The following is a 13407-nucleotide window of genomic DNA, read 5'->3' as shown; positions in this document are numbered from 1 at the left end:
ATGTTTATTTCACTCATCGCTACGCCTGCGTCTCCCATCATCAGATGCGCTGCAGAATGGTTACCGATACTGAGCGGCCAAGTGCCGCGCTGTGCTGAAGCGCCGTTCGCGCCCCGGGTACTTGCCGCGCAGCTGCCTCGCCACGCAGTTGCCAAACTAATTCGGCGATCTGTGCCAGAGCTGTCGCGCCAGGAGCATGCCCGCGACCCAGCAAACCACCTGAAGGGCAGACCGCCAGGGGACGCCCAAGTAGGCTGCGTTCCTGACGTACGAACGCATCGATCGCATCTTCACGACAAAAACCCAAAGCGGCGCTGTAGACCATGAGATCTCCCACGCTCTGGTCGTGCAGCTCAGCCACCTCAATCTCGTCCGCACCAACTCCCGCCTGCTCATAAGCCTGTCGAGCAACCCTGCAAGTGGTGGCACGCCCGAGTACATCCAGCACATTGTTCGACTCCAGCTCCGAGAGGCTATCGCTGCTGCGCACACTGGCGAGAATCGATACACCACCACGAGCCCCATAGCGATTCACAAACTCACGCGAGCAGAGCAGTACTGCTGCAGCACCACAGGCCGGCGGGCACAGGTATGGCGCTAACCAGCCATCACGCTCGGAAGAGCGATTCAATACTGCGTTAGGGTTGAATTTGGCCTGCGAGTGGGCCTGGCTGAGCACTCGTTCAAAGCTGCTTTCGGAAATACCCAAGCGGCTCAGTAGCCAACTGGTCTGCGCGGCGAACAGCGCCGCCGGATGCTGGCGGCGGGACAGCACCGTCAAGGGATCACGGCGCTGCGCCAGGCTGTCCCACTCCTCGCTCGGGTATTCGTCGAGGCCGAAAAACGCACGATTGGAAATGCCCGCCGGCATACACTCATAGCCGAGAACCAGCACACACTCGGCCTCACCCGCAAGCACGCTGGTGCGGGCCAGCTGTAACGCGATGCTGGCTGACGCGCAGCCGTCGCTGATATTGAATATGGGAATTCCGGCAACACCTACTTGAGCCAGCACCTGCTCGCCGCTACCGGCTGCACCGTGTACACAGGAAGTGAACACCTGGTCGATAAGGTCATAGTCAATACGCGCGTCTTCAAGCGCCAAGCGAATAGCCTGCCCGGCAAGCTCGGCCGTGCTAACACGGGCGCTAAGCGGGACGAACGGGGCCATACCCACCCCCGCAATCAGCACTCTTTCAGGCATTAGCCTATTCCTCGATAATCAGCACTCGGCCGATCAGTCCATAGAGCATCGCTACCAACCGGGTAATCCGATCAGGGACAGAAACTTACCTTGGACTCAGACTATGGCTTCGCCGACAGGCACACCCCCCCAGCGTATGGGGGGGGGCAATTTGAGGAGACGGGATGGGGGCGGCGCTGGTTCTGCCGCGTGAAGAGCAGAAGGCACGCTTACTATGAAGGCGCTGCCCAATGGGTTTTGCACGCAGCAAGCATTTTGACTACACACGGCTTGAAAGGTATCGCGAGGCGACCGAGTGGTACCTAAGCAACGGGAGGTTTAGCCGGCAGGCTCAAGGATGCCCAACATGTAGGCGCGATCCACTACATGCTTGCGAGTACCGGCCTGAAATTTTCCGAACAAATTCTTCAGATGCCACTTCACGGTTTCTTCGCCGACATTTAGTGCCAGCGCTATCTGCTTGTTCGACAGATTACGTGCAAGCAACTGCAGCACCTCACGCTCCTTTGGCGTCAACAACCGACTGGGCGAAACGCTCGACATCAGGGGTTCCGGACGTAAAATCGGTGCAGACTGAACCGGAGCTGGTGCAACCAGCTCTACGTTTTCACGGCGGACCTTCTGCAGCCACTTGAGCAAATCGGGATGGGTGTCCTCCACAATCCGCTGTAGGCCGTATTCATCAGCGAGGCTGGTTGCTTCGAGCAGGCAAGATAATCCGTCGCTCCCCAACTCCTTCAGCGCCAGTGCCTTAAGCAATTTTACCTGAACAATCTCTCGCCCCCGGCGTAGGCGCTCTGCCGTCTCATTAACGGTGATCAGTACGTTCAACAAGGCCTGCCAGTCACGCTGCACAAGGGCGATATAAGCACTTGCCAATCCAGCCACCATAAATAGTTCTGGCCCCAACAAACCGCGTTGTTCGCGCGCGAAATCCGGCATCAGCTCATCCAGCCGTCGCCACAATGCCAAGCAGGTGTCAACCCGCCCATGCAAGGCATGCATACGAATCTGCTCACCCAGGGACACCATGCTAAAGCGTGCAATGCCGCGCTCTTCGCCCAAAGCGAGCAGTGCCTCCAATAAGTCGTAGCCACGATGGGTTTGCCCCTGCAGCACAGCCAGACGTACCGCCGTTAGGAACCCCATCACGATCGCATCCGGCGCGGCCAACCGCTCGACGATATCCAGGCGGTTGGCGAGGACTGTCGAAGCCTCCTGAATCTCACCACGCTCAAGAAGCGCAGTGGCCAGCCCACAGGCCAGTCCCACCGCCACCGAACTGCGCCGACCAATGTCCTGCTCGGCACGCAGCAAGCTGTCTCGCAGAGTGGCCTCGGCTGGCAGCATACGACCCTCGTTCAGATAGGTCATTCCGACGACCCACTCACCGAATCCACGGATTGCATCAAGCCCTGGGCTCCAGACATAGTGCGGTGCGCGCTGAAAAATACGTCGGGCCTTTTCTGGTTGCCCCTGAAACAACGTCAGCCGGGCGACCGCATTGGCGAGAATCGCTTGCAGCTTGATCGAGCCGGAAGGCGGCGCATCAGCCCAGGGGGCGATGATCGCCAGCGACTCGTCTGGACGATCGGCAAAGTAGGCCGCAGCAGCGGCTATCGTCGCCGCTTCGCAGCGAATGACCTCATCCGCTGTCGGGTCGTTCTGGATGCTGACGAGCAACTTGGCCGCTTCCACATTCCGCTCGCTCATAGCCAGCGCCCAAGCGGCAGCCAGGCACATTCGCGGACGGGGCTCCACTTCCTCGGGGGGAAGTTCTTCGACCCACCCCAACACTCGGCCAAACTGCCCGCGCAGCATGATCTCGTACAAGCATTGCTCGATCATCTCGTAGGCCTGCGCGGTATGCCCCGCCAGCAGGTACTGACGTGCAGCCTCCTCGAAGAACGAGTGTTCTTCGAGCCAGCTCGCGGCCCGTTCATGGAATGTCTGCCGCTGCGCGAGGGGTAAGTTGGAAAAGCGCCCGAGAAGAAACTCCCTCGCCAAGGGGTGGATACGCACCCAGTCGCTGTCGATACCCTCGACGAAGATCGGCGTCGAGACGCAAAGCCCATGCAGTAGTTCGTGTGCCCGTTCGTTACAGGTCAGTGCAACACAAAGCGAGGGATGAACCATGTCCAGCAAGGCAATGCATGTGAGGAAGTCGACCTGTTCAACAGGTAAACGGGCAACCAAGCTGTCAACGAAATAGCGCTGGATATCACCCGAACAGGCCGATAGATCTTCGATAGCCTTAACCAGGTTAGCGCTCTTCTCAATAGCGGCAATCGCCAGCTGCAATCCTAGAGGCCAACCCTCGGTGAGTTCGTGCAGTCGTACGCAAAGGTCCGGGTCGATACGTGCGCCAAAGCGGCTGCTGAGAATCTCCACAGCCTCCTCAATGCGAAAACGTAATGCATCGGCCATTATTGTGACGTAGAGACCGCGTGCAACTAAGTCAGCTACATGTAGGTTCAAACGACCACGCGAAGCCATAATGATGCGTAAGTTGGCAGGGGCGTTGTGCAATAGATAGGTCAGGGAATGACGAATGGTCGCCTCGGGCAATGCATCGACCTCATCGAGAATCAGCACAGTTTCACTGCCGAGATCGGCCACTTCGGCCAGCCAATCGGTAAGCCCCTCCAGCTCGTCGCGGCCATGGCCAGGCATACGTTCAAACGCACCGGCGAAAGACTGCCTGCCACTGCCTATCGCCATGGCCGCGGCCAGGCCTTGAGCAAAGCGGATGCCATCGTCATGACCATCAAGCATTAGCCAGGCAACCACCGCCCCGCGTGAAAGGAACTCCCGGCGCCATTGGGCCAATAAGAAGGTCTTGCCGAACCCCGCCGGAGCATGGACAGCGATCGCCACCTTGTCCGCAAGCTCGGGGGCCTCAATACTGAATCGTTCCCGCGATTGAGCCGTTTTCTGGCTTCGGGGTGGAGTGGTCTTAAGGACCAGCTCAGGCTCTATGCGATCCACGTTGGTCATGCCTCTCTACAGTCCAGTGCACTGCGTGGAAGAGACAGAGTACCGATGTACAGGCATCAATTCCTTCTCATTTATTGTTCTTAGATATGTACAGAGTGAGTGTTATGCATTGGCAGTGTCAGGCATTTTGTAGCACTACTCGGAGTGGCGCGCCGCAGACCCGTCAGCCACCCCGAGCCTAGCTCATCTTTCCTCGGCTAAACGATAGTCCCTAAATTGCTCGCGCAACTTCATTTTTTGCAGTTTGCCCGTCGCCGTATGCGGCAACTCCTCGACATAGGCCACATCATCCGGCAGCCACCACTTCGCCACGCGGGTTTCAAGGAAGTCCAACAACTCTTCTTTATTAGCAGCCTTGCCGGGTTTCAGCACCACAACCAACAGTGGCCGCTCCTGCCACTTCGCATGTGGAATGCCAATTACAGCCGCCTCCGCAACTGAGGGATGACCTGCTGCGGCGTTTTCCAGATCGATCGAGGAAATCCACTCACCACCTGACTTGATAACATCCTTGGCCCGGTCGGTGATCTGCATGTAACCGTCAGGGTCGATGGTAGCGATGTCACCGGTATCGAACCAACCGGCGTCATCGAGGATGCACCCACCTTCACCTCGGTAGTACTGGCTGGCAATCCAGGGCCCCTTGACCAGTAAGTGGCCGGAGGCCTTGCCGTCGCGGACCTGCTCTGCCCCCTCCTCATCGACGATTTTCATTGATACGCCAAACAGCGCACGTCCCTGCTTGGCCTGCAAGTTGAGCACTTCGTCCAAAGTGGCATCACTGTGTTTAGGCAGCAGGTTGCAGACTGTGCCAAGCGGGGACATCTCCGTCATGCCCCAGGCGTGAAGAACACTTGCACCAAAACGGGTTTCAAATGTTTCGACCTGAGCCCGTGGCGCTGCGGCGCCGCCGATCACCACCCGATTCAGGCATAGATCGTTTGCAGGGTTTAGCCCCCTGGTTTCGACATGCTGCTGCAACATCATCCATACCGTAGGCACGCCCAGGGCCAGGGTTACCTCTTCGGTACGCATCAGCTCGTAGAGACTCTCGCCATCCAGCGCGGGTCCTGGCAGCACCAACTTGGCCCCGCACATCGCTCCCGCATAGGGCATACCCCAGGCGTTGACGTGAAACATAGGCACCACTAACAAAGCCGAATCCGCCACCGACAGTCCAACGCCATCACGCGAGCACATCGCTAGAGAGTGCAGGATCGTCGATCGGTGTGAATACAGCACACCCTTTGGGTTACCTGTGGTGCCTGAGGTGTAGCACATCGACGAAGCCGCTCGTTCATCAAGGATCGGCCACTCAAATTCGTTACTTTGTCCCCCGATGAAGTCCTCATAGCAGAGCAGGTTAGGCACCTTAATTGCTGGCATGTGGCTACGATCCGTAAGGGCGATAAACGCCTTAACGGTCTTCATCTGCGGCGCGAGCTGCTCAACTAAAGAGGCGAACGACAGATCGAAGAACAGGTACTGGTCTTCGGCGTGGTTGGCGATGAACTCGATCTGCTCGGGGAAAAGGCGCGGGTTGATGGTATGCAGTACTGCCCCCATTCCCGACACACCGAAATACATCTCCATATGGCGGTAGCCATTCCAGGCCAGGGTACCGATCCGCTCGCCAGGTTGTACTCCCAGCTCGGTCAGGGCATTCGCTAACTGTTTCGCGCGCTGGCCTATATCGGCGTATGTACAGTGATGCATCGGTCCCTCGACCGTGCGCGAGGCAATCTCACTCTTTGGGTGCGCTGTGAGTGCATGCTCGAGGACGGACGAGATAAGCAGTGGTTGATCTTGCATTAAGCCCAGCATGGCTTTGTGCTCCATTCAGATTTTGTTGGCGTGCGCCCAGATGAAACGAGCCACTTATGTCGAACAGGCAGCATAGGAGCTTGCACCTGTCCTTTTACCCCCCAATACGAGGGGTGTCTGATTGCCTGCTAGGTTTGCTTAATAGCCATTCACGGGGAGTGAGGGGGGCAGCAGTGCAGGTAGAACGACTTACTACTGACGATGGTGCACTTGTTTACTGGGCAAGGTATCTCCCGATGAAAATGTCGCCCACGCCCTGCTGGATGAAGCCAATGTGGCGGTGGTACCGGGCAGAGCTTTCGGCTATGTACGCATCGCCTATGCGCTGGATGAGGCGTCGCTAAGAAGCGCCTGGACGCCGCCACCCTCGACGGAGAGGCTTCAGGTGCCCCTTTCGCAGGCACCGGGCTCCCTCCGGCCTCAAGCGTAGATGCTGAGCATCTTTGACGAGATACTTCACTACCTTGTGGACATGACGCCGAATCGCTCGATCGCTTCGCAGGATACGGCCAACACCACACCCGCCACCGTATTGCTCCTTATCGTGATTGCAGCTGTGCATGTAGCCCTGGCCATGCGTAATGTCCTCCCACAACTCACCTAGCTGGATGGCCTTGTAGACATCTCCACGCACCTCGTTGCCATTGAAGAAGTAGGCGGCATGGGCGTGGTAGCCACCGCCATCATTCCGATCACCCTGTTCGACCGCATAGATGTGGCCGATGAGATGCTCGAAGGTTGGGTTGTCCTCATGCTCGGCAATCAACCGTTTCAGATCATCGAACACATGCTCGACACGTAACCTGGCCTGCGCCTCAGAACGGTAATGGAAGTCGACCCTGACGATGGTAATGCGCGAGTAAAGCTCGCATAAGGCTTGAGCATACTCGCAGACACGGATCTCCTGCAGCTCAGCCAGATCACGACGATCCCCAGCCCTACGTCGGTAACACCGTTCACGAGTCAGTTGACGGATCCGGGCGACCAAGACGTTCATGCTGCGATGATGATCCAGGTAGGCAGTGCCCCCTTCGTTCAGACAGAGCGGACCACCAGGGTGACGCTCAAGGCCGATGTCATGACAGGCCTCCCTGAACGCTTGCAGGTGCTCGCTGTAGCTGTACTGCACTCGATCATCGAACAGGTCGACCATCTGCTTGATGTGCGTGAAGTAGCACGAGAGCCTGGTCGTTTCGATACGCTCGTAGCCTGAGCGGCTTTGCGTGATTCGGAATGCTGGTGTCTCGGACTTCTCGATGGCTTGGACGAGTGACTCAATCTGCAGGGCTATGTCGGATTGTGAAAGGTGGGTGTAGGTCTTACGATTGCTCATGGTGGGTACCTGGTTGGTTGAACTCATACCAAGTACGTGATGTGTATTTTTTGACCGTTCTCCTTTTCCTCTGCTGGTAGTCAATGCTGGGTATGGATAGTGCTGACTACTATTGAATGGCTAGAACAGATAGGTAATAGCTATATCAATAGATGCAGCGCCGCCCATTGCCGACCATCCCGGCGAGACAGGACAATCGGGAACAACATTGCCTGGCCTGGCGAGAATTTTTCAGCATTGCATCCTGGGAGAGTTAGCTGAGAGTGCTGCGCCCTCGGCAGCGGCATAAACGCCATGACCAACCTTAGCTGGTCATGGCGCTTTGATCAGCTCTAGCTGGCCATGCTTAGGTGGCCGGTGGCGCGCACCGCTGTTCCCTCGGTCTGGTCGCGTTCTTCAATCCTGGCCAGGATCCAATCGTGCACCTCGCTATCGACCCAGCCGACGCAGCGGTCGCCAAGGGACACCGGTTTCGGGAAGGTGCCTTCCGAGATGTATTTGTAGATAGTCGACCGGGCAAGACCAGTCGAATCGATGACTTCTTTCAGGCGGATGATTCGCATGAGCAGGCTCCTCTGTATGGCTCAGAGGATGTGCAGGGGCGATTTAAAATTACCTAACCTCTCAACAAGCGCTTCGCAGGTGGCGTCACCAATCCAAACTGGAATCGGTAGCTCAACGGCATCTCGGCTTCTGACCCCCAGCTTTTAGGGGCAACGCCATCGCGCCCACCGTCCCGAAGAACCGTGCATGCGGACAGTTCTTTAGGCCGCGGATGCAAAAGCATCGCAATACATCTTTCTCTCTCATCATACGACACCGGCAAGATACTAAACCCAGCAGAGCTGAAACCAACCCCGTTCGCCACTTCAAACCTTGCCCTGTATACCGACGCGACTCTTACAACCAAATTACAAAAATGGCTGATAACAGCTCTCCACTCCAGATCAGCACTGACATCTCCGAGATTGGGGTCACTCGAACACTGCAAGACAGCCTCAATCCGCTCGGACAACCATTCGTAATGGACTGGCCCCTCACGCGCAAGATCAACCCAGTGACGCGAGAGCAACTCGGAGGCGCATTGATAGATGATGAGCCGCAATACATCGATGACTGAACGCCGCTCATTGGCTAGCAAGTGAATAACTTCAATGGGGGTCTCTGACGGGCTCACCGGTGAAACGGTGCGAGCCGCCAAAATATCCCGCCACAGTACATCTACAGCGTCGGTTTCAGCTTTGCTTTCACTCACCACGTGTACCATAACGGCACAGTCACCCGTCACACCAAAGCCCGGATGATTTAGGTTGAGGAAATACGTACTGTTGACCCTCCTGGCACGGAAAATTGAACTCGTCACACCTGGCACACAACTGCGTATCAACCCCACCCCGACCAGACGCTGGAGCCGGCGTTTTAAACTCTCAGCATCAAACCCCGTCAGCAACCTCAAGTCTTTGCTGGTGAGCGCCTTCACAACACCAAATTGATCGGCATTTGCCAACAACTGTGGGATGAAAATAAAGTTTCATCCAATTTAAAGCTTCATTATCAAGCTTAAAAAATGAAATAAAATATTTATAAATCAATTAGATAGCCAGAAATCTGCCGAAGACCTAGGCCGGATTTGTGCCGGGGTGGAAATCAGTAGATGCCCTTAAAGTATCATCCAATTTGCGGCAAGGCCGTCCGCCATGACCTAAAATATGAAAATAAAGTTTCATCCTTTTGCCGGAAACACAGTGATGACGGGGCTTGTAGAGGGAGGTCATTTCTGGCCTCCCTCTACACTTGCCAGCTCAAGTTTCTCAGGAGCAACGAAACGGACTCGCTAGCGCAATCTAGCTCCGCTATTCGGCCTGCCCCATCCAGATATGCTGGTGGAATCGAAGACTTGGGATAGCAATGAGCAACAAGACAGTTTGGGAGAAAGCAGCAAATCAGCTTATTCGGAAATGAGTTTGCGGACTATCTGCCTGAGCAGCTGGATGAGGGGTAGTCCATCTCTGCGGGTAAGGGTGAGTGTTGCGAAGGGAAGCAACTCCCCGGCGACGTTCTCTCCCTCTGGGCACCAGTGGATCTTCTGGAGTAGGCTCAATCACTCCGTTGTTGCTTGCTTCCCGTCAAAGTGCGCTGCTTCCCGAGAGCCCGAATGCTCGCTTAGCGCTTTCAGCACGATGCTCGGGGACCAAGCGTACTCGACGTTGAAGTTCGGGTCTGCATCCGTCTGCAAGCATTGGAGCCTGTGAGCATTGTCATGAGCGATATAATAGTACAAGGGCTTTAGGTGAAGCGTGTGTGCCAGCAAGCCCGCAGTACACCATATTGATCGGGCCGTTTTGCCAGTACAGGAGAAGTAATGAAGCGCGAAAAAGTGAAAGTCAGAATTGACGAAGGTGTGTTTTTTGATACTCAAATCATGGCCAACCCGGCAAATACCCGCGAATGGATCGTGATGTTCAAGAAGGATGCAGGCCGCAGTTTCTTTTTGATAGATGATCAGGATGAGATCGACTCTTTTTCCGACCTCGAAAGCTTGGTCAACGAGCTACGCAAACTCGGTATCCGTCGTACGGAGATTCATCTATAACCCCTCTTGGGCTATTCCGTCATCCTGAGGCGGTAATCCTATCTCGCCACAAGCAAGAAAAAGCGCCTGGTTGGTGCCCTTCAATTCTCGTGAAACCAGACCCCAGCAATACATGCGCAATTGCGCCCATCTGACCAGTCAGTTGCATTTGCGCTGACCACCGATTGCATAAGGCTTGACCATTAGACTGTATCGCTAGACAGGCAGAAAGTAGCCTGTCGTGAATAGCTCCCAGCAATCACTGCTCAAGGACTTCGACAGAATCCTGAAAGGGACGCCTCAGCAACTGGAGATACTGCGCAACAAATGCAATGATCACGAGTTGATCTTCAGTTTTGTGGTCGTGCAACCCGCGATATCAGCGAAGAAGGTGTCGAAGGGGCAGCTTGCTGTATTGGGAACGAGCTACTCATACATCAAGAGCATCTCGGAATCGGACATCAAGGTCATCGTTAGTCCGTAATCTACTTGCGTCAGCGGAATTGCGACTTACCGCTGACGCCACGCTACAGACCTACTTCGCTTTCTTAGGTTCTGTACGAAAAGTCCTAACGGTTAAAATCGGCGCCATGACAGGCTGGAGGCCCGCATGGCAAAGCGCTACGAACTCCCAGATGCAGCTTGGGAGCTGATCGCCGATTTGGTTTCCCCCGAACAGAAAATGGGGCGACCTCGCAGTGATGACCAACTGATGCTCAATGGCATTTTCTGGATCTTGTGCTCAGGTGCTGCCTGGCCCGATCTGCCGGAGCGCTTCGGCCCATGGTCGACTGTGTATCAACGCTTTCGTGATTGGAGAGACGACGGCACGTTCGACTAACTGCTTAAGCGGTTGCACATTCGACTGAATCAGGAAGGGCTGATCGATCTGGATACCTGGATGATCGACTCCACGACAGTACGAGACGTCAATCTGCTTGTCCATTACGCGTTCCAGCGATGATGTAGCTCTGACATGTACTAGGCTGTTTAACAGTGAGTTAATTTCATTACTCAAGCATTTGTACTCAACGAATGTTATTACGCACCCTAGACTCTGAATCGAAGCGGGTATCCGGGCTTTCAATGTTGCAGAGCTTATATGCATACGCGCAGATAAGCGCTTCGCAGTATGCGTCTGGGCATCCCGTCTTGCGCAACTAAACCAGTCGCCACCTATGCGGCAGCAGCTCCGCAATCTCACTTGCCCGCTGCGTCGGCAGACGTGTGAGGACGTCCTTCAAATAGGCGTACGGGTCATGCCCGTTGAGTCGAGCTGACTGGATCAAACTCATGATCGCCGCTGCCCGTTTACCGCTGCGCAGTGAACCTGCAAAGAGCCAGTTCTTGCGCCCCAACGCCCATGGCCGGATCTGGTTCTCTGCCCAATTATTGTCAATGGGTACAGCGCCGTCATCGAGATAGCGCGACAGCGCCGTCCAGCGTTTGAGGCTGTAATCCAATGCTTTGCTGATGGCCGAGCCATCGTGCACAAGTAGGCGCTGGGTGATCATCCAGGCATGCAAAGCGTCCATCACCGGTACGGCTTTTTCTTGTCGTATTCGGCGGCGTAAATCCGGTTCTAGGTCGCGGACTTCATGCTCGATTTCGTACAGCAGCTGGATGTACCTCAAGGCCAGCTCGGCAAGCTGGCTTTTATTGGTGGCGTGTAGCTCGAAGAATTTGCGCCGGGCATGGGCCATGCAGCCGATCTCGGTGACACCGAGTTCAAAGCTGGCCTTGTAGCCACCAAAATCATCGCAGACCAGCTTGCCATTCCACTGACCAAGAAAATTGCGCGCATGCTCGCCGGCACGGCTGGGACTGAAGTCGTACACCACGGCCTTCAGATCGGCGAAGGGTGTGGTGCTATAGGCCCAGACGTAAGCCCGATGGGTTTTCTTCTCGCCTGGGGTGAGCATTTGCACCGGGGTTTCGTCAGCGTGGATCACGCGTTGGGCCAGCACGGCTTCGCGCAGGGCATCGACTAGCGGCTGGAGCTGCACGCCGGTTTGTCCGACCCACTGCGCCAGTGTCGAGCGAGCGATGGCCAGGCCGGCACGGCCAAAGATTTTCTCTTGCCGATATAGTGGCAAGTGGTCGGCGAATTTGGCCACCATCACGTGAGCCAGAAGGCCGGCGGTTGGGATGCCCTTGTCGATCACCTGGGCCGGCACGGGGGCCTGGATCAGGGTTTCGCACTGATCGCAGACCCATTTGCCACGGATGTGCCGCTCAACGGTGAACACGCCCGGTGTGTAGTCGAGTTTCTCGCTGACATCCTCACCGATACGCTTGAGCGCGCAACCGCACTGGCAGTGGCTGTTATCGGGTTCATGGTGGATCAGAGTGCATGGAAACTGTGGCGGCAAGGCGGTGCGTTTAGGTTTTTGCCGAACCTCAGTCGAAGCGGGAGCAGGTTTCAGCGCTTCAAGTTCTGCTTCGATGGCCGCAATGTCGGTGTCGATCAGGTCATCAAGCAGACTGACTTGATCCGGGCTCAATTGCTCGCTGCGCTTGGCAAACTTGAAGCGCTTGAGCTGCGCAATCTCATGGGTCAGCTTTTCGATAAGCGTTTGGTCGCGGTGGATCTTCTTGCCCATTGTCTCGACTTTCTGATCGAGACTCTCGACACGTTGCATCAACTGCGCCGCCAGAGCGCGCAGTTGTTCAGGGGGCAGTTGGTCGAGATTGGGCAGCGAAGTCATGCCGCCGATTTTGCCCGAGCAGGCTAAACCCGACGAGAGGCCCATCGGACAATTGCACGGTCAGGCAGGCGATGGCAGGCATCACAGAATAGAAATTGCGCCACCCGGCCCAAGTCGTTGCCAGGGTAAACCCAGCACTAGGGCGTGTAGTTGTTCGGCACCCAATTCCATCTGAGAGCCGTGTCGAGAACCCGGCCAGAAGAACTTGCCTTGATGCAGGCGGCGCGCCGCCAACCAAATACCCAACCCGTCGTGCACCAGCACTTTCATCCGATTGCCGCGGCGATTGGCAAACAGATAAGCACAGTGCGGCTGAGCCGCACCGAACACCGCCACCACCCGCGCCATTGCGGTGTCGGTGCCAGCACGCATGTCCATAGGCTCGGTGGCGAGCCAAATGGAGTCGATGCGGATCATCGCAGCAGATCTCGCAGAAAGGTCGCGCAGGCAGCGGCGCTTTCGGTCGGCCAGTTCACTTTGATGGTGCCGCGCGGGTGTGGGATTTCCAGACAGATAGTCGATGACGCGGAATCCGACTTTGTCCCGATAGCCTGCAAGGACAGAGGAATGAAAGCAGGTTGCAGCGCCATGGCTTTCTGCGTGTGCACTCGGATCCATTTATGGACGAGGTTTGCGTTGAGGCTGTGGCTCAGCGCAACGCTGGCAATCGAGGCCCCGGGCTGGGCGCACTCTTGAATGATCTGGGCCTTGAAGGATTTGGAGTAGGAACGGCGTTGTGGCTGCATGAAAGACCCGCTTAAAAGGCTAG

The 13407-nt window shown here is 56.2% G+C and carries 10 protein-coding genes and 3 pseudogenes; 4 read left to right on the top strand and 9 right to left on the bottom strand.

The window, feature by feature from the left end:
* Window positions 1-40: 40 nt before the first annotated feature.
* The 3 genes from ACSQ17_RS07990 to ACSQ17_RS07980 all read right to left on the bottom strand — a co-directional run bounded on the left by ACSQ17_RS07990 (window position 41) and on the right by ACSQ17_RS07980 (window position 6025).
* A complete protein-coding gene (locus ACSQ17_RS07990) occupies window positions 41-1204 on the bottom strand; it encodes a thiolase C-terminal domain-containing protein (RefSeq protein WP_296277306.1) in 1164 nt (387 codons plus the stop codon).
* Between the two features lie 318 nt (window positions 1205-1522).
* Window positions 1523-4201: a helix-turn-helix transcriptional regulator gene (locus tag ACSQ17_RS07985; protein ID WP_296277307.1), complete on the bottom strand. Its 2679-nt coding sequence runs from the start codon at window positions 4199-4201 to the stop codon at window positions 1523-1525.
* A gap of 183 nt (window positions 4202-4384) precedes the next feature.
* On the bottom strand, window positions 4385-6025 hold the full coding sequence (locus ACSQ17_RS07980) for a 3-(methylthio)propionyl-CoA ligase (protein WP_296277308.1): 1641 nt from the start codon (window positions 6023-6025) through the stop codon (window positions 4385-4387).
* A 235-nt stretch (window positions 6026-6260) separates the two neighbouring features.
* Here ACSQ17_RS07980 and ACSQ17_RS07975 point away from each other — a divergent pair.
* A pseudogene (locus ACSQ17_RS07975) lies at window positions 6261-6455 on the top strand (hypothetical protein); the annotation flags it as partial.
* On the opposite strand, the gene ACSQ17_RS07970 reads toward ACSQ17_RS07975, so the two are convergent.
* From ACSQ17_RS07970 to ACSQ17_RS07960, 3 genes are all read right to left on the bottom strand, one after another.
* Window positions 6366-7358, bottom strand: coding sequence for an inovirus-type Gp2 protein (locus ACSQ17_RS07970; protein WP_296277309.1), 993 nt, complete (start codon window positions 7356-7358; stop codon window positions 6366-6368). The pseudogene ACSQ17_RS07975 and the gene ACSQ17_RS07970 sit on opposite strands and share 90 nt — an antisense overlap.
* Before the next feature lie 332 nt (window positions 7359-7690).
* Complete coding sequence (locus ACSQ17_RS07965) at window positions 7691-7921, bottom strand: helix-turn-helix transcriptional regulator (protein ID WP_296277310.1); 231 nt, start codon at window positions 7919-7921, stop codon at window positions 7691-7693.
* 53 nt (window positions 7922-7974) lie between these two features.
* Complete coding sequence (locus tag ACSQ17_RS07960; RefSeq protein WP_436068197.1) at window positions 7975-8868, bottom strand: hypothetical protein; 894 nt, start codon at window positions 8866-8868, stop codon at window positions 7975-7977.
* Between the two features lie 852 nt (window positions 8869-9720).
* Here ACSQ17_RS07960 and ACSQ17_RS07955 point away from each other — a divergent pair.
* The 3 genes and pseudogenes from ACSQ17_RS07955 to ACSQ17_RS07945 all read left to right on the top strand — a co-directional run.
* Complete coding sequence (locus ACSQ17_RS07955) at window positions 9721-9951, top strand: hypothetical protein (RefSeq protein WP_203477194.1); 231 nt, start codon at window positions 9721-9723, stop codon at window positions 9949-9951.
* 232 nt (window positions 9952-10183) lie between these two features.
* Window positions 10184-10414, top strand: a pseudogene (locus ACSQ17_RS07950) (hypothetical protein); the annotation flags it as partial.
* Between the two features lie 126 nt (window positions 10415-10540).
* A pseudogene (locus ACSQ17_RS07945) lies at window positions 10541-10855 on the top strand (IS5 family transposase); the annotation flags it as partial.
* A 235-nt stretch (window positions 10856-11090) separates the two neighbouring features.
* Here the strand turns inward: ACSQ17_RS07945 and tnpC are convergent.
* From tnpC to tnpA, 3 genes are all read right to left on the bottom strand, one after another.
* Window positions 11091-12638, bottom strand: a complete 1548-nt coding sequence (gene tnpC, locus ACSQ17_RS07940) for an IS66 family transposase (protein ID WP_436068196.1) — start codon at window positions 12636-12638, stop codon at window positions 11091-11093.
* Window positions 12639-12719: 81 nt separating this feature from the next.
* On the bottom strand, window positions 12720-13055 hold the full coding sequence (gene tnpB, locus ACSQ17_RS07935) for an IS66 family insertion sequence element accessory protein TnpB (protein WP_296277348.1): 336 nt from the start codon (window positions 13053-13055) through the stop codon (window positions 12720-12722).
* Entirely contained in the window at window positions 13052-13384 is a 333-nt protein-coding gene (gene tnpA / locus ACSQ17_RS07930) for an IS66-like element accessory protein TnpA (protein WP_003462815.1), read from the bottom strand. The genes tnpB and tnpA overlap by 4 nt, the downstream gene beginning before the upstream one ends.
* Between the last annotated feature and the right edge of the window lie 23 nt (window positions 13385-13407).

It is taken from the genome of Pseudomonas sp. LjRoot71, assembly GCF_964253255.1.
In the GTDB taxonomy this organism is placed as follows: Bacteria; Pseudomonadota; Gammaproteobacteria; order Pseudomonadales; family Pseudomonadaceae; genus Aquipseudomonas.
The sequence above is the reverse complement of the archived record's forward strand: the minus strand, read 5'-3'. Positions and strand labels throughout refer to the sequence as shown.